The following is a 16,636-nucleotide window of genomic DNA, read 5'->3' on the forward strand; positions in this document are numbered from 1 at the left end:
TGATGATACAAATAGCACCATCAATTTTAGCAGCGAACTTTGCTAAATTAGGAGAAGAAGTAAAAGAAGTAGAAAAGGCAGGGGCACAGCTTATTCATATCGATGTTATGGATGGTCATTTTGTGCCAAATATTTCTTTCGGCTCTATTGTTTTAGACGCCATTCGCCCTTTAACTGATTTGCCACTAGACGTTCATTTAATGATCGAAAATCCTGATCAATATATTGAGCAATTCGCCAAAGCAGGTGCGGACTATATTACGGTGCATGTTGAAGCTTGCCGCCATTTACACCGTACGATTCAATTAATTCGCTCATATGGAGTTAAACCTGGTGTTGTATTAAACCCACATACACCAATTGAATCTATTCAACACATTTTAGAAGATATTGATATGGTGCTGTTCATGACAGTAAATCCAGGGTTTGGTGGGCAAAAATTCATTCATTCTGTTGTGCCAAAAATTGAAGCACTAGCAGCTATCATTAAAGAACGTAATCTCGATATTGCTATAGAGATTGACGGTGGTATTAATGCAGAGACTATTATTCCTTGTGCCAAAGCAGGAGCAACAATTTTTGTAGCTGGTTCCGCTATTTATAGTAAAGAAGATCGTTCGGCGGCCCTACAGGAAATTTTAGCTGCTGGTGAGGCAGCGATTCAAGGATGACAGTAGTCGTTGTTTGTGCAGGTGGGCCAAGAGCGGAACTGTGTTCATTTAGTCCGTATAAAGAACAAAGTGATGTGTTATTTATCGGAGCAGACCGAGGAGCGCTATATTTAATTGAGCAAGGAATCACACCGCATGCCATAGTAGGAGATTTTGACTCACTATCGCAAGAGGAATACAAGCTGGTGATGGCACATACAAATGATAGACAACGATTCCAGGAAGAAAAAGATGAAACAGATACGGACTTAGCATTATTAAAAGCTTTGGCCTATGCACCGCAAGAAATTGTACTTACAGGTGTTACAGGTGGTCGTTTAGATCATTATGAGGCAGCAGTTCGTTCGATTTATCGATTACAAAAAGAGCATTCACAGGTAGTGTTGAAGATTATTAATCATGCAAATATGTTGCAATTTTTAATGCCGGGCAAGCACTTCATTGAAGCAGACGAGCAATACCGTTATTTGTCTTTCTTTTCACATGAAGAGCCGATTAAAGATGTGACATTAAGGAATGTGAAATATGAAACAACAAATGAAGAAATCTCTCTTGGTACATCTCGCTTTACAAGTAATGAAATAATAGGGAATTCAGGGTCTATATCTTTCTCGCAAGGCATATGTTTAATGATAAGAAGCATAGATTAGCGTAAGGGGGAGAGAGTCCTGAAAGTATATACGTTCCAGCTGCCGAAATTTGTAAGTAGTATTACGCGTACATGTATCAACATTTTTAAAAAAGAAAAGAAAGTAAAAAAATCCGACTAACACTAGTCGGATTTTTTTTATAGTATTGAAAAAATTCTTTGTGAATATTATGGTGGATGATTTCCGTTCCCGGCTACTCGCTAGTTCCTGTGGGCGAGCGTCGAGTCGCTTCCTCCGCTAAAGGAACGAAGGCTAAATGCGTCACATCCTGTGACAATGCCTTCGTGACCAACATCGTGTTGGCCTCAGGGTCTCGTCTGTCTCGCTTTCCCACGGGAGTCGAGTAGCCTTCCACTCCAATCAGCGGTTGCATAGAACTTTTATTAATTTTATGTATTTCAAAAGTGAACGCTATGGCTACTCACCATAATCAAACAGAAGAAACTTATTACAATAATGCTATTGTACACCTGATCTTGCTGATGCTACGTTAATTCTAGGCTTTCGCGAAAGACGTGCCAGAAGATACATACTATGAGAAGTGGTTGATTGTAGTGGAGACTGGGCGACTCCTCGGGTTCAGCGATAGAGGAACGAAGGTTAAAAGCATCACATCTTGTGATAACGCCTTCGTGACCAACATCGTGTTGGCCCGAGACCCTGGAGCAATCAACGCGAGTGAAGCGGCTCATCGGACGCCCCCAGGAAGGTTTGCTCTGTGCGAAAGCGAAGCGACAGCAACAAATGTTTTCTGTAGCGAAAGTGAAGCGACAGCAACAAATGTTTTCTGTAGCGAAAGTGAAGCGACAGCAACAAATGTTTTCTGTGCGAAAGCGAAGCGTCAGCAACAAATGTTTTCTGTGCGAAAGCGAAGCGACAGCAACAAATGTTTTCTGTGCGAAAGCGAAGCGTCAGCAACAAAGCGCCCAGTCGGAACGGCAATCAACCCCTCACTTTGTTGAAGAACTATACTTTATTATATCGTAACGGCCATTCTGCAAAGGTGTTTTGTTGTGCTGCTATATGTAATGAAAGCCGCTAGGAATTACTATGAGAAGTAATTTCTAGCGGCATAGTCATTTTATTATATAAATATTCACAAAGGCGGTTGGTAGTTTGCCCAGTTAATAAGACAGAAAAAAATCGATTTGCGCCAAATGCGAAATCGATTTTTTGGAAGCAACGATTAAACGCGCTCGATTTTACCTGATTTTAATGCACGTGCAGAAACCCATACACGTTTTGGTTTACCGTCTACTAAGATACGAACTTTTTGAAGGTTAGCACCCCAAGTACGTTTGTTAGCGTTCATAGCGTGGGAACGGTTGTTACCAGTACGAGCTTTACGTCCAGTGATTACACATTGTTTTGGCATGTAGTATTCCCTCCTTACTGTTGATGCTGAAAGATTATTATTTCAGTTCGGTATTTCACATACCATAATAATTTAACATACCATGACGTTCAGTGCAATAGTTTTCACATAACCTTTCAAGAAAAAAACCTTTACAGACAAAAAGATACTTGTTAAATAATGGTCGTTAATTCCTAGGTGTTACAATTGTTGGTATATATTAGCTCGATTTTAACTTGCATGCCTGATTGAAAGGGATTTACAAACAATGGAAGATTACCCTTGGTTGGGGCCAAGCTTTATTGAAACACATTTACCAGTTTGTAAGGGGTATTAATATGTTCTGCTGAAACGGTAAAGCAAGCAAAACCTATACTTACTGAACCGAACTTTTAATATTCTATGTAATGTGCTAAGTGGTAAATTGCATTTTGCTGAAAGCGCTGAAATGGGCAAGCTGTTTTCATTTTCCTTCAGAAGCACAAACTTTAGCGATTGTCATAGCTCATACTAATAATGGCATGGATGTCCCACCTCTCCTTCATTCATTTTATTTTATGCCGTCTCTACGTCTAGCTACGTAGTTCCCGCACAGCCTACCCGCTGCGCTTAATGGTCTAATCTGTGAAGATCCACAAGGAGTCGCATAGTCTTCACGCCAATCATTTTTCAACAATGTTGCAAAGACTACTTGTATTTTTCAATATTTAGACGATAAATAAAGGACAAATTAGTACAAGATTGTTTATTAGGAGCGGACGTCATGGAAAATCAAGAAAAGCTAGCTCTCACTATACAAAAAGAAATGATTCAATTTAATTTAAAACGTATGCGCACCGTAGCATGGACAATGATGTATATATCAGCCATCATTACAATTATTCATTACGGTGAGGTCTTTTTTTCAAAAACTGAACGAGCAATGGTGCCAGCTTATATTGCCATCCACACGATATTGTTTTATCTAGATTTAGCAGTGTTATTATTTGTAAGAGAAAAGAAAATTAAAGTGACATCTCTTAATTTTCGAAAATACAAATCGATCTTACTTGCTTATATTTATACTATATTGATATTAATTACTGTCATAACGTTAATGGACGTCTATTTTTTTAAACATGCGGTTCTTTATGAGGTGCTGTTTTTATTGATTTGTACTATTTTTTCTATCTCTTTCCTGGAAACTTTTCTGATTATGTTAATAACGGTACTACCTATATTAATAAGTGCTTATTTGAGTGTTGGGATATCAGGTGAAAGTATTAGAATATTTTTACCGATGTCCCTCATTATTCCTATAGGGCTAATTATTCAGCGTCACACTTATAAAATACAAAAACAAATTACGAAACAACAAATTTTATTACAAGTAGAAATGACAAAAACTAAAAATTTATCAAAATTATTAACTGAGAAAAATAATGAACTATCAGAGCAAGCATTCCGGGACACATTGACAAATTTGCCCAATCGTCGAGCTTTTAATCATAAATTGACACAAATAGGGCAACAACTAAGTAAACCAAAATCTTTATCTGTCATGATGATTGATCTTGATTTCTTTAAAAAATTAAATGATTATTACGGTCATTTACAAGGTGACGAAGCTTTAATAAAAGTGGCAGCTCTATTAGATGAAATTGCAGAAAAGTATAATGCATTTGTAGCACGTTGGGGAGGCGAGGAGTTCGTAATCGTTAGCCAACATGCGGCTAAATTTTCAGAACATGTATGTGAGGAAATTTTAGAGGAAGTACGCCATTTAAATATACGTCATGAGCATTCAGAAGTTGCTAATATTGTAACAGTCAGTATTGGGATGTGTCATGCAAAAATCTCCAATAGCGAGCAATTGAAAATATGCTGTGAATTAGCGGATCAAGCACTATACACAGCAAAACAAAACGGTCGTAACAACTTTTACAGCAAAAGTGGAAATTTCGATGAGATGTATGTTTCCCTTTAAAATGTCAGTAAAACGTTGATACAATGCGCTTTCATGCCTTCTAAGGTTGCTTAATGCATAACGAAAGTGTTACAATATCATTTAGTCAAAAAGAGCCAAGGGGGCATTTCTATGTCGATTGAATTAAACAATGAATTCGGCCAAATTGATATTTCAACAGATGTACTTGCACAAATAGCTGGTGGCGCTGCTGTAGAATGCTACGGTATTGTTGGCATGGCATCTAAACATCAAATTCGTGATGGTCTAACTGATATTTTACGTAAAGAAAATTTTGCAAAAGGTGTTGTTATTCGAAAACAGAACGACGATTTACATATTGATATGTACATTATTGTTAGTTACGGGACAAAAATTTCGGAAGTTGCTTATCAAGTACAGTCGAAAGTGAAATATACAGTGGATAAAACATTAGGTATGAGCGTAAAATCTGTCAATATCTTTGTGCAGGGCGTTCGTGTAGCGAATGATTAAGAGGAGGAACTAATTCTAATGCAGTCTTTAGACGGAATAAAGTTTGCAGAAATGGTGCAAATGGGTGCCCATCACCTATTCCAAAATGCAAATTATGTTGATTCATTAAATGTATTTCCAGTACCAGATGGTGATACAGGAACGAATATGAACTTATCGATGACATCTGGGGCAAAGGAAACGGAGCAATATGCGTCAGAACATATCGGCAAAACAGCTCAAGCTTTATCAAAAGGTTTACTTATGGGAGCACGCGGAAATTCAGGCGTTATTTTATCGCAGTTATTCCGTGGCTTTGGTAAATCTATCGAAAAAGAAGCGACGATTGATGCTAAGGGCTTTGCGGGTGCCTTCCAAGCAGGCGTAGAAACTGCGTATAAAGCAGTAATGAAGCCAGTTGAGGGAACGATTTTAACGGTTGCACGTGAAGCGGCGAAAAAAGGTGTGGAAGTGGCAGAAACTGAAACCGATATCATTGCAGTGATGGAAGCATTTACTGCTGAAGCACAGGCTTCGTTACAACGTACGCCTGAACTTCTACCTGTTCTAAAAGAAGTCGGAGTTGTAGATAGTGGCGGTCAGGGTCTTCTATTTGTGTATGAAGGATTTTTAGCATCCTTAAAGGGCGAGCCATTACCAGTGAAAAATGAAGCAACTTTAGATGATTTAATTAATGCAGAACATCATAGAGCACAAGATTTCATGAATACTATGGATATTGAATTTGGTTATTGTACTGAAATCATGGTCCGTTTTGAAGAAGGAAAAGAGCCATTTAGTGAAGAACAATTCCGCAATGAATTAAATCCTCTAGGTGATTCTTTACTCGTTATTTCAGATGAAGAAATTGCAAAAGTGCATATTCATTCTGAACAACCAGGCGCTGTATTAGCAATGGGTCAAAAATATGGTAGTCTTATTAAAATTAAAGTCGACAATATGCGTGAACAGCATTCTGCCATTGTTGGTGAGGATCATAAAGCACCTTCTTCAGCTAAGAAAGCAGAAAAGCATCCATATGCAATAGTAACGATTGCAATGGGTGAGGGAGTTGCTGAATTACTTCGTTCAATTGGTGCCTCTTATGTTATTGAAGGTGGTCAAACAATGAACCCTTCTACTGAAGATATTGTGAAGGCAGTACAAGAAATTGGTGCTGAAAAAGTATTGATTTTACCAAATAACAAAAATATCGTGATGGCAGCAGAACAAGCGGTAGAGCTATTAGATATAGAAGCGGCTGTAGTTCCAACGAAAACGATTCCTCAAGGTATGGCAGCGATTTTATCGTTTAATCCAGAGGCGGCAGTTGAAATGAACCAAGCAACAATGACAGAAGCCTTCGCAAATGTTAAAACAGGCCAAGTAACTTATGCAGTTCGAGATACATCTATTGACGGTGTGGAAATTCATAAAGATGATTTCATGGCTCTTGCAGAAGGAAAAATTGTATTATCGACTCCAGCATTAAAAGATGCTGCTGAGAAGGTAATTACTGATTTAGTGGATGAAGATGCAGAAATTGTAACAGTCATCTATGGTGAGGATACAACCGAAGAAAATGCTTCAGAATTAGTGAAATTCATTGAAGAGAATTATCCAGAGGTTGAAGTAGAGTTATTTAATGGTAAACAAGGATTATATCCATATATTATTTCAGTAGAATAATTCACTCTACTTTGCGCATAAGTAGACAAAGCAGTGCACAAGCCGTGTACTGCTTTTGTTTATGGTACAGGGAGAATAGAGGATCTTACACGAGCTGAATTAGCTAAAAATAAATGATTCGATGTATATGTCCAGTGGACAATGAACTTGGAAATATTGGAATATCAGCATTTTGAAATTATTGTCTATACGGAGTAGACAAAGGTTAATCAATATTGCCATTGTGTAAAATATAGTCGTGTAAATTTTCAGAAATTTGATAAAGAAGTGCTTTACTTTTATAGTAACTATCAAGCATGATATAAATAAAAAATCGATATTATTATATGGATAGAATAGAGGGGTGTTATTATGAAGTTTACTTCAGTATTTGATATTATTGGACCAGTAATGATTGGGCCTTCTTCTTCACATACGGCAGGAGCCGCACGAATTGGACGCGTTGCTAGAGATTTATTTGGAAGACAACCAAAATGGGCAAAAATCCACTTATATGGTTCGTTTGCTGAAACGTATAAAGGACATGGGACAGATGTGGCTTTGGTAGGGGGCCTATTAAATTACGATACATTCGATGAGCGGATCAAAACAGCTTTTGCCGATGCAGAAAAGGCAGGACTAGATTATGAGTTTATCCCAGAAACAGCGAATATGGAGCATCCGAATACGGCTCGCCTTGTAATTGGCGATGATGAAGGAGAGATGTCTGTCGTTGGTATTTCTATCGGCGGCGGAAAAATTGAAGTGAGTGAGGTTAATGGCTTTAAGCTACGTTTAACAGGTGGTATGCCAGCAATCCTTGTTGTTCATGATGATCGTGCTGGCTGTATTGCCAATGTGGCAAATTGCTTAGCGATGCATGCGGTCAACATTGGACATATGGAGGTTTCGCGTATAGAACGTGGTTTAACGGCCCTTATGGTGATAGAAGTCGATCAAAACATTGAGGATAAAATATTACAACAAATATCTTTAATACCACATATTTCGAAGGTTTCTAAAATTAATAACTAAGGAGGTGCACGAATATGGACGTATTGTTTCATAATGTTCGTGAACTAGTTGAACGAGCGGAGCAAGAAGGAAAGCTAATTTCTGAAATTATGATTGAGCAAGAAATGTTAATAACTGGACGTTCAAGAGATGAAATTATACAGCAAATGGACAATAATTTAACAGTGATGGAAGAAGCTGTTGAAAGAGGTTTAAAGGGTGTAAAATCTGTAACAGGCTTAACGGGCGGTGACGCAGTATTGCTTCAAAATTATATTGCACAAGGCAATTCACTGTCGGGGGATTTATTACTGGACGCGGTGAGTAAGGCTGTTGCAACAAACGAAGTGAATGCAGCTATGGGTACAATTTGTGCTACTCCAACTGCGGGTTCTGCTGGGGTTGTACCAGGGACGCTGTTCGCGGTAAAGAACAAGCTAAATCCGACACGTGAGCAAATGATTCGTTATTTATTCACATCGGGTGCTTTTGGCTTCGTTGTTGCTAATAATGCTTCGATTTCAGGTGCTGCTGGTGGCTGTCAAGCAGAGGTTGGCTCAGCTGCTGGTATGGCGGCGGCAGCGATTGTAGAGATGGCTGGTGGTACGCCACAGCAATGTTCAGAAGCATTCGCCATTACGCTAAAAAATATGCTAGGGCTTGTTTGCGACCCGGTAGCGGGATTAGTAGAGGTTCCTTGTGTTAAGCGAAATGCAATGGGAGCGGCAAATTCCCTTGTGGCAGCGGATATGGCACTTGCGGGGGTTACAAGTCGTATCCCGTGTGACGAAGTGATTGGTGCGATGTATCGAATTGGACAATCTATGAGTCCGAATTTAAAAGAAACTGCACGTGGAGGACTTGCTGCAACACCAACAGGTAAAGCTATTAGCAGAGCCATTTTTGATAATGGCGATTTAGAAAGTATCAAATCACTTCAAAAATAAAATCATTAACACGTTTTTCCTAAGTGGAAGGCGTGTTTTTTGATGATCCTCTGCATACTTTTTTTAGCAAGGGTTTTGGTAGCGAAAGCAACCGCTCATGTGAGCATAAAATAGGTGTAGTACCAAGAAGATATGTTGGGATAAACATTCGAATATAACTAGCTATTAATCAATTATTAATGAAATGTATTGAATTGCTATCCTAGTGAAATTGAAAAGTTATATAATGATATTGACTATATAAAATTGCCGTGGCATGAATTGTCCGAAAGTGTTATACACAAGCAACAAGATGATGGAAGCTAAGAGTAAATGTAAGAAAGGGGAAAACTCATATGCTGAAAAATAGGATGGTTAAACGAATGACTGCAGGTAAAGTACTTGTGGTGAAAAACTTTGGAGGAGCTGTCGTGCAAGGTGACTGATTTAACGAATCCCGTTTCTGAATTAAAGGGAATCGGGAAAGAAACAGCAGGACATTTAGAGGCATTGGGCATCGAGACGATTGCGGATTTGCTATGGACGTTTCCGCATCGGCATGAGGATTTTCGTTTAAAGGATTTAGCACAAACACCACATAATGAACGTGTCACAGTTGAGTGTAAAGTTGAACGGGAACCGACAGTACTGTTTTTAGGGCGCAATAAATCACGATTACAAGTTACGGTGCTGGCAGGGCGACATTTAGTTAAGGTTGTTTTTTTTAATCAAGGTTATTTAAAACAAAAGCTTGTACCGGGAGCTATTATAACCGTTACGGGAAAATGGGATCGTGGCAGACAAGTAATCAATGGAACGTCTGTAACATTTGGCCCTAAGACAGATCAAGTCGATTTTGAACCTGTTTATAGTCTAAAAGGTTTGATTCCCCAAAAACGTTTTCGTAAATATATGCGACAAGCATTAGATGAGTTTGGTGCAGAAATACCAGATGCTGTTCCGCAGCATTTACAAGCCAATTATAAACTTACGACAATGCGTGAAGGGCTTGAGGGCATTCATTTTCCTGTCGATGCTGGACATGCGAAACAGGCTAGACGACGCTTTGCCTATGAAGAGTTACTAAACTTTCAAGTACGTATTCAAGCGTTACGTAAAATTAGAAAAGATAGTGAGCACGGTACAGTTATACAGTTTAATTTACAAAAGTTACGTGCTTTTATTGCCTCATTACCCTATGAATTAACAGGTGCGCAAAAACGCGTTGTCAATGAGATTTGTAAAGATTTGAAAGAGCCACATCGTATGAATCGCTTACTTCAAGGTGACGTAGGGTCGGGAAAAACAGTTGTTGCGGCAATATGTTTATATGCAGCAGTAACTGCTGGTTTTCAAGGGGCATTAATGGCGCCGACGGAAATTTTAGCAGAGCAGCATGCTGAAAATTTGCAGGAATGGTTTGAGCCGTTTGGCGTACGTGTAGCTTTACTATCAGGATCGACGAAAGCAAAGGAGCGTCGATTACTTTTAGAAGAACTAGCAAACGGAGACATAGATATTTTAATTGGTACACATGCGCTAATTCAGCCTGATGTCGTTTTTTACAAACTTGGTTTTGTTATAACGGACGAACAGCATCGTTTTGGTGTAGAGCAGCGTAGAATATTACGTGATAAAGGAGAAAATCCAGATGTGCTCTTTATGACCGCGACACCAATTCCGCGTACACTCGCGATTACAGCATTTGGAGAAATGGATGTTTCGATGATAGATGAAATGCCAGCGGGGCGTAAGCAAATAGAAACGCATTGGATGAAAAAAGAGCAATTTGGCTCTGTTATGTCAAAGCTAGAATTAGAGCTTGCTGCTGGTAGACAGGCTTATGCTATTTGTCCACTAATCGAGGAATCAGACAAGCTGGATGTACAAAATGCGGTAGAAATTTATGAGCAACTTGCTACGTATTTTAATGGGCGTTACAACGTCGGGCTAATGCATGGTCGCTTATCAGCGGATGAAAAAGACGCTGTTATGCGAGCCTTTAGTGAGGGAACTATTCACGTGCTCGTGTCGACAACTGTTGTTGAGGTTGGGGTGAACGTACCGAATGCAACTTTTATGATTATTTATGACGCTGAACGCTTCGGCTTAGCTCAGTTGCATCAGCTACGTGGGCGTGTTGGACGAGGTGAACATCAGTCATATTGTGTGTTGTTAGCCGATCCGAAATCCGATGAAGGCAAAGAGCGCATGCAGTCGATGACGGAAACGAATGATGGCTTTCGTCTAGCTGAAAAGGATTTGGAACTACGTGGCCCAGGTGACTTTTTTGGGCGTAAACAAAGTGGTTTGCCTGATTTTAAAGTAGCGGATTTAGTGCACGATTATCGAATACTTGAAACCGCGAGAAAAGATGCAACGGATATGCTGGAGACTGATGCTTTTTGGCATGATGATGAGTACAAATATTTACGTGCAATGCTTGAAAATTCAGGTGTTTTACAAGGTGAACGCTTCGATTAACTGATTCTTTGATGCTAATTAGGAATGTGAGCACTTGTTTTGAAAACAAGTCTTGCATTCTTTTTTTATACTCTATATACTGATATTAGTACCAAGTGCTAATAACAACTAAAAAGGTGGCGAATGATGTTGAGACGAACGAAAAAAGAGCGACAGCGACAATTATCCGAAACGATAGCTGATAATCCATTCGTCACAGATGAACAGCTAGCAACACAGTTTCAGGTTAGTGTCCAAACAATTCGTTTAGATCGTATGGAATTATCTATTCCAGAATTACGAGAACGAATTAAAGATGTTGCTTCGAAAACCTATGAAAATGAAGTGAAATCACTACCGATTGATGAAGTTATCGGAGAAATAATTGATATTGAATTGGATAATCGTGCATTATCTATTTTTGACGTAAAAGAAGAACATGTTTTTCAGCGCAATGGCATCGCACGTGGACATCATTTGTTTGCACAGGCAAACTCATTAGCGGTAGCAGTAATTGACGACGAACTAGCATTAACAGTACATTCTAATATTACCTTTGTGAAACCTGTTAGAGCTGGAGATCGTGTTATTACAAAAGCAATCGTTATCGGACGTGATGAAAAAAATCATCGTACAAAAGTAGAGTTAACGTCCACTGTTAACGGTGAAACAGTTTTTGTTGGTGAATTTGATATGTACCGCACGAAAGGTAAAGGTGAACAACAATGAAATTAGCGCTTGATGGAATGGGTGGAGACAACGCACCAAAATCAGTTGTTGAAGGTGCTTTATTAGCATTAGAGCAAATTCCAAATTTAGAAATTCAATTATATGGTCAGCAGCAAAAGCTTGAACCATTTTTAAAAATACATGATCGATTAACTGTAATTCAGTGTGATGAAGTTGTCGAAGGAACAGACGATCCAGCACGCGCTGTTCGTCGTAAAAAGGATTCATCCATGGCACGTATGATGGATGCAGTTGAAGAAGGAAAGGCAGATGCTTGTCTTTCAGCGGGTAATACAGGTGCTTTAATGGCAGGAGGATTATTTAAAGTAGGACGTATTGAAGGGATTGCTAGACCTGCTCTAGCCACTACACTTCCTACTTTAGACGGTAAGGGCTTTTTAATGCTCGATTTAGGGGCAAATGCGGACGCACGACCTGAGCATTTATTACAATATGCCATTATGGGCGATATTTATGCGAAAAAGGTAGGTGGCTTACAAAAGCCACGTATCGGCTTATTAAATATCGGTACTGAGGATAAAAAAGGGAATGAATTAACGAAGGCTGCTTTTGGCTTATTAAAAGAAGCTGATTTAAATTTTATCGGTAATGTTGAAGCACGAGATTTACTTGAAGGGGTAGCGGATGTTGTTGTAACAGATGGCTTTACAGGTAATATGGTGCTGAAATCGATCGAAGGTACTGCTGGAGCGTTATTTTCAATGCTAAAAGAAGCATTTATGTCTTCAACAAAAACAAAAATTTCGGCAGCACTTATGAAAAATAATTTACGTGACCTAAAAAATAAAATGGACTACACAGAGTACGGTGGCGCAGGCTTATTTGGTTTGCAAGCACCTGTCATTAAGGCGCATGGCTCATCAAATGCGAAAGCGATATACAGTGCAATTCGCCAAGCAAATACGATGGTTGAGCATACAGTCATCTCGACGATTACAGATACAGTACGTCACTTAGAAATTGATTAACTTTTAAGCAGGTGTTTTTTGTACTGAAAGCGAAGCGACAGCAACACGGTTTTAACTGTGTAAAAGCGAAGCGACAGCAACACGGTTTTATCTGTGCGAAAGCGAAGCGACAGCAACAAGGTTTTAACTGTGCGAAAGCGAAGCGACAGCAACAAGGTTTTAACTGTGCGAAAGCGAAGCGACAGCAACAAGGTTTTAACTGTGCGAAAGCGAAGCGACAGCAACAACAACACCAACAACACAACAACGCACGACTGAGTGACCAACATCACGTTGGCCAAAAGTCAACGGCGGATGTCGCGAAATTGGAAAGGGGTTCAATGTAGGATGTTAGCTTAAAATCATCGCATCCATGCGATAATGTCTAACTGATCTGCATCGGTAAAAACGCCACGTCCTGTGACATTACCGAAATGACCGACATCGTGTCGGCCCTCGTGCAGGCACAAGTACAAAGTCGATTCCGGACTTTATGCCGAGGCATAATTGATTAAAAAGGGGATTAATAAAAAATGACGAAAATAGCATTTATTTTTCCAGGACAAGGTTCCCAAGTAGTGGGGATGGGGCAAGAGTTTATTGAGAACGCGGCAGAAAGTAAAGCATTTTATGACCGTGCAAATCAATCGCTTGGCTTTGAGTTATCTAAACTTATGTTAGAGGGACCAGCTGAGGAACTAACATTGACTTACCACGCACAACCGGCACTGTTAACGACTGGTGTAATGGTTGCGGAAAAATTACGTACAGCAGGTATAACGCCAAATGTTGCAGCTGGACATTCGCTTGGAGAATATGGTGCATTAGTAATCGCTGGTGTGCTCTCGTTTGAGGATGCAGTTTCAGTTGTGCATAAGCGTGGGCTTTATATGAATGAAGCTGTACCTGCAGGACAAGGTGCTATGGCAGCTATTTTAGGGATGGAACTTGAGGCACTACATGAAGTAACTGAAAAAGTATCTGCAACAGGTGATTCAGTTCAGGTAGCGAATGTTAATTGTCCAGGGCAAATCGTTATTTCTGGTACGAAGGAAGGCGTTGAAAAGGCTTCTTTAGCGGCAAAGGAAGCTGGTGCAAAACGAGCAATTCCTTTAGTTGTTAGTGGTCCATTCCACTCAGAGCTAATGCGACCATCATCTGAAAAATTAAGAGCAGCGTTGGCTAATATATCATTATCAGCTCCACAAATTCCTGTAATCGGCAATGTAATGGCGAAAGAATTAGAGGATGTTCCAGCTATTCAGCAGGAGTTAGTAGAACAAGTATATAGCGCTGTACAATGGGAAGCATCTGTGCGTGAAATGATTGCACAAGGTGTGGATGTCTTTATTGAGTGTGGACCAGGCAAAGTATTAAGTGGATTAGTGAAGAAAATCGATCGATCTGTTGCGACATACTGTGTTTATGATGAAGCATCATTAGAGGCTGTACTAGAAGCGGCGAAGGAGTGGACAATTAATGCGTAAATTAGAGGGTAAAGTAGCTGTTGTAACTGGTGCTTCACGTGGAATAGGAAGAGCTATTGCATTAAAGCTTGCTGACGAAGGTGCTAAAGTTGTCGTTAACTACAGCGGTTCACAGGCAAAGGCAGAGGAAGTTGTAGCTATGATTCAAGAAAATGGCGGCGAGGCTGTAGCCGTACAAGCGAGTGTTTCAAAAACTGAGGAAGTTTCTGCGTTAATGGATGCAGCGGTGAAAACATTTGGCTCGCTTGATATTTTAGTCAATAATGCGGGTATTACGCGTGATAACTTGTTAATGCGTATGAAAGAAGATGAATGGGACGATGTGCTAGATACGAACCTAAAAGGTGTTTTCCTTTGTACGAAAGCAGTAACACGTCAAATGATGAAGCAACGTGCGGGCCGTATCATCAATATTTCATCAATTGTTGGTGTAGCTGGTAATGCAGGGCAAGCTAATTACGTAGCTGCGAAAGCAGGTGTTATTGGGCTAACGAAAACAACTGCAAAGGAATTAGCATCTCGTAATATTTTAGTGAATGCAATTGCACCAGGATTTATAGAAACTGAAATGACTGAGCAACTACCAGAAGATATAAAGCAAGGTATGCTTACGCAAATTCCACTAGCAAAACTTGGGCAGCCTGAGGATATTGCAAAGGCAGTAGCTTTTCTAGCTTCAGATGATGCTAACTATATGACAGGGCAAACGTTACATATAGATGGCGGTATGGTAATGTAATTTCAATTAGTCATAAATAATGATTTTTTGTATAATCATTGAGGGGAGGTGAATGTTTTGTCTACAGTATTAGAACGCGTAACAAAAGTAATCGTGGACCGTTTAGGTGTTGAAGAAAGTGAAGTTACACTAGAAGCTTCTTTCCGTGATGATTTAGGTGCTGACTCATTAGACGTAGTTGAGCTTGTAATGGAGCTTGAAGACGAATTCGATATGGAAATTTCTGATGAAGATGCTGAAAAAATCTCAACAGTTGGTTCTGCAATTTCATACATCGAAAGTAAATTAAACTAAGTCTTTTAACTTTATATTGCTGAGATTAATCACCTCTACTGGTGCTGACATGGATGCAGTCATTATACAATAAATGTTTATGATTAAATAAAGTTAAAGCCTTTGGCAGAAATTACGTATGCTTTTCTTCTTGTGGAGCAAATACTATGCTAAGGGTATGTTTAAAAAGGGGCGAAATGGTTCGTTTAGCGAACTGTGATCGTCCCTTTTTTATCTTCATTTTTTTGAAGGTAGTAAGAAGAATGCAAAAGTTACCCCTTTTTAGTAAGCGCGTAACACCTACTGATATAAAGGAACTCAGTCGTGACGACTGAGTGACCAACATTACGTTGGCCTAAAGCATCCGGACGCAATTACACCAAGGCGAAATGGACCTTGAAAAAAATAATTTCCAAAAGATTGTATTTAAGCCGAAATACTTTTGCATAAATGCCTTGAAAAAGGTACACTTAAACGGTAGAAACTATTAGGAAGGCAGATTGTTCAATGGCTATGAAAAGAAAAGGAAATATGCAGAAATCTGGCGTGCTTCCTGAAAAAGTACGCAATCAATTCGAGCTGTTACAGCATGAATTAAATATCACATTTATTAATAAAAATTTATTGTATCAAGCTTTCACACATTCATCTTATGTGAATGAGCATCGCCGTAAATTGTTTACGGATAATGAGCGTCTTGAATTTTTAGGAGACGCAGTACTTGAACTGTCTGTTTCTAAATACCTTTTTGAGAAATACCCACATATGAGTGAGGGTGAGCTGACGAAGCTACGAGCATCCATAGTATGTGAGCCGTCACTTGTTATCTTTGCAAATGAATTAGGCTTTGGTCGCTTTGTATTGCTTGGAAAAGGTGAGGAATTAACAGGTGGACGGGAACGCCCAGCGTTACTTGCAGATGTATTTGAGTCATTTGTAGGTGCCCTTTATTTAGATCAAGGCTTACAAACGGTTGTGTGCTTTTTAGAACGAATCGTATTCCCGAAAGTAGAACTCGGTGCTTTTTCGCATGTGATGGATTTCAAAAGCCAATTGCAAGAAATGGTACAGCAAACAAATAATGGCCTTCTTCATTATGAAATTATTGATGAAAAGGGTCCTGCACATAACCGTACCTTTGTATCGAGCGTGCTATTAAATGGACAAGAACTTGGTATAGGTCGTGGGAAATCAAAAAAAGAAGCCGAGCAGCAAGCTGCGCAATGTGCGATGCGTTCAATGCGTGAGCAAACTGCAAAAGAGGAGGCTTAATAG

At 39.4% G+C, this 16,636-nt stretch carries 18 protein-coding genes; 17 read left to right on the plus strand and 1 reads right to left on the minus strand.

Going from position 1 to position 16,636, the window contains the following annotated elements; genetic code table 11:
- The first annotated feature begins 2 nt into the window (after positions 1–2).
- The 4 genes from rpe to MY533_RS04245 all read left to right on the plus strand — a co-directional run bounded on the left by rpe (position 3) and on the right by MY533_RS04245 (position 2,308).
- A complete protein-coding gene (gene rpe, locus MY533_RS04230) occupies positions 3–671 on the plus strand; it encodes a ribulose-phosphate 3-epimerase (protein WP_142507629.1) in 669 nt (222 codons plus the stop codon).
- Positions 668–1,321, plus strand: a complete 654-nt coding sequence (locus MY533_RS04235) for a thiamine diphosphokinase (RefSeq protein WP_248718140.1) — start codon at positions 668–670, stop codon at positions 1,319–1,321. Before rpe ends, MY533_RS04235 begins: the two co-directional genes overlap by 4 nt.
- Positions 1,322–1,339: 18 nt before the next feature.
- A complete protein-coding gene (spoVM, locus tag MY533_RS04240) occupies positions 1,340–1,441 on the plus strand; it encodes a stage V sporulation protein SpoVM (RefSeq protein WP_100544041.1) in 102 nt (33 codons plus the stop codon).
- A gap of 558 nt (positions 1,442–1,999) precedes the next feature.
- Positions 2,000–2,308, plus strand: a complete 309-nt coding sequence (locus tag MY533_RS04245) for a hypothetical protein (protein ID WP_248718141.1) — start codon at positions 2,000–2,002, stop codon at positions 2,306–2,308.
- A 199-nt stretch (positions 2,309–2,507) separates the two neighbouring features.
- Here the strand turns inward: MY533_RS04245 and rpmB are convergent, their stop codons facing one another.
- Positions 2,508–2,696, minus strand: coding sequence for a 50S ribosomal protein L28 (rpmB, locus tag MY533_RS04250; protein WP_004227417.1), 189 nt, complete (start codon positions 2,694–2,696; stop codon positions 2,508–2,510).
- 742 nt (positions 2,697–3,438) lie between these two features.
- Here rpmB and MY533_RS04255 point away from each other — a divergent pair.
- The 13 genes from MY533_RS04255 (at position 3,439) to rnc (ending at position 16,633) form a co-directional block, all read left to right on the plus strand.
- Positions 3,439–4,641, plus strand: coding sequence for a GGDEF domain-containing protein (locus MY533_RS04255; protein ID WP_248718142.1), 1,203 nt, complete (start codon positions 3,439–3,441; stop codon positions 4,639–4,641).
- A gap of 111 nt (positions 4,642–4,752) precedes the next feature.
- Positions 4,753–5,115: an Asp23/Gls24 family envelope stress response protein gene (locus MY533_RS04260; protein WP_132357473.1), complete on the plus strand. Its 363-nt coding sequence runs from the start codon at positions 4,753–4,755 to the stop codon at positions 5,113–5,115.
- Between the two features lie 18 nt (positions 5,116–5,133).
- On the plus strand, positions 5,134–6,783 hold the full coding sequence (locus MY533_RS04265; RefSeq protein WP_132357472.1) for a DAK2 domain-containing protein: 1,650 nt from the start codon (positions 5,134–5,136) through the stop codon (positions 6,781–6,783).
- A 351-nt stretch (positions 6,784–7,134) separates the two neighbouring features.
- Positions 7,135–7,797: an L-serine ammonia-lyase, iron-sulfur-dependent subunit beta gene (gene sdaAB / locus MY533_RS04270; protein WP_049668406.1), complete on the plus strand. Its 663-nt coding sequence runs from the start codon at positions 7,135–7,137 to the stop codon at positions 7,795–7,797.
- Between the two features lie 14 nt (positions 7,798–7,811).
- Entirely contained in the window at positions 7,812–8,723 is a 912-nt protein-coding gene (sdaAA, locus tag MY533_RS04275) for an L-serine ammonia-lyase, iron-sulfur-dependent, subunit alpha (RefSeq protein ID WP_132357471.1), read from the plus strand.
- A 417-nt stretch (positions 8,724–9,140) separates the two neighbouring features.
- The gene (gene recG, locus MY533_RS04280; RefSeq protein ID WP_248718143.1) at positions 9,141–11,186 is read left to right on the plus strand and encodes an ATP-dependent DNA helicase RecG; all 2,046 of its coding nucleotides are present in this window, start codon (positions 9,141–9,143) and stop codon (positions 11,184–11,186) included.
- A 129-nt stretch (positions 11,187–11,315) separates the two neighbouring features.
- Complete coding sequence (fapR, locus tag MY533_RS04285) at positions 11,316–11,894, plus strand: transcription factor FapR (RefSeq protein WP_132357884.1); 579 nt, start codon at positions 11,316–11,318, stop codon at positions 11,892–11,894.
- Positions 11,891–12,883, plus strand: coding sequence for a phosphate acyltransferase PlsX (plsX, locus tag MY533_RS04290; RefSeq protein ID WP_142507495.1), 993 nt, complete (start codon positions 11,891–11,893; stop codon positions 12,881–12,883). Before fapR ends, plsX begins: the two co-directional genes overlap by 4 nt.
- A gap of 11 nt (positions 12,884–12,894) precedes the next feature.
- The gene (locus MY533_RS04295) at positions 12,895–13,209 is read left to right on the plus strand and encodes a hypothetical protein (RefSeq protein WP_248718144.1); all 315 of its coding nucleotides are present in this window, start codon (positions 12,895–12,897) and stop codon (positions 13,207–13,209) included.
- 186 nt (positions 13,210–13,395) lie between these two features.
- Positions 13,396–14,349: an ACP S-malonyltransferase gene (gene fabD / locus MY533_RS04300; protein ID WP_248718145.1), complete on the plus strand. Its 954-nt coding sequence runs from the start codon at positions 13,396–13,398 to the stop codon at positions 14,347–14,349.
- Complete coding sequence (gene fabG, locus MY533_RS04305; RefSeq protein ID WP_248718146.1) at positions 14,342–15,088, plus strand: 3-oxoacyl-[acyl-carrier-protein] reductase; 747 nt, start codon at positions 14,342–14,344, stop codon at positions 15,086–15,088. The genes fabD and fabG overlap by 8 nt, the downstream gene beginning before the upstream one ends.
- Positions 15,089–15,145: 57 nt before the next feature.
- Positions 15,146–15,382: an acyl carrier protein gene (gene acpP / locus MY533_RS04310; RefSeq protein ID WP_036124798.1), complete on the plus strand. Its 237-nt coding sequence runs from the start codon at positions 15,146–15,148 to the stop codon at positions 15,380–15,382.
- A gap of 486 nt (positions 15,383–15,868) precedes the next feature.
- On the plus strand, positions 15,869–16,633 hold the full coding sequence (gene rnc / locus MY533_RS04315) for a ribonuclease III (protein ID WP_132357466.1): 765 nt from the start codon (positions 15,869–15,871) through the stop codon (positions 16,631–16,633).
- Positions 16,634–16,636 lie beyond the last annotated feature (3 nt).

This window comes from Lysinibacillus sp. Ag94 (genome assembly GCF_023242215.1).
GTDB lineage: Bacteria > Bacillota > Bacilli > Bacillales_A > Planococcaceae > Lysinibacillus.

Coding starts and splice junctions, on each gene's coding strand:
- fabG (WP_248718146.1), top strand. CDS start 14,342: ATGCGTAAATTAGAGGGTAAAGTAGCTGTTGTAACTGGTGCTTCACGT.
- MY533_RS04255 (WP_248718142.1), top strand. CDS start 3,439: ATGGAAAATCAAGAAAAGCTAGCTCTCACTATACAAAAAGAAATGATT.
- rpmB (WP_004227417.1), bottom strand. CDS start 2,696: ATGCCAAAACAATGTGTAATCACTGGACGTAAAGCTCGTACTGGTAAC.
- MY533_RS04260 (WP_132357473.1), top strand. CDS start 4,753: ATGTCGATTGAATTAAACAATGAATTCGGCCAAATTGATATTTCAACA.
- rnc (WP_132357466.1), top strand. CDS start 15,869: ATGGCTATGAAAAGAAAAGGAAATATGCAGAAATCTGGCGTGCTTCCT.
- fabD (WP_248718145.1), top strand. CDS start 13,396: ATGACGAAAATAGCATTTATTTTTCCAGGACAAGGTTCCCAAGTAGTG.
- MY533_RS04265 (WP_132357472.1), top strand. CDS start 5,134: ATGCAGTCTTTAGACGGAATAAAGTTTGCAGAAATGGTGCAAATGGGT.
- MY533_RS04235 (WP_248718140.1), top strand. CDS start 668: ATGACAGTAGTCGTTGTTTGTGCAGGTGGGCCAAGAGCGGAACTGTGT.
- sdaAB (WP_049668406.1), top strand. CDS start 7,135: ATGAAGTTTACTTCAGTATTTGATATTATTGGACCAGTAATGATTGGG.
- rpe (WP_142507629.1), top strand. CDS start 3: ATGATACAAATAGCACCATCAATTTTAGCAGCGAACTTTGCTAAATTA.
- sdaAA (WP_132357471.1), top strand. CDS start 7,812: ATGGACGTATTGTTTCATAATGTTCGTGAACTAGTTGAACGAGCGGAG.
- plsX (WP_142507495.1), top strand. CDS start 11,891: ATGAAATTAGCGCTTGATGGAATGGGTGGAGACAACGCACCAAAATCA.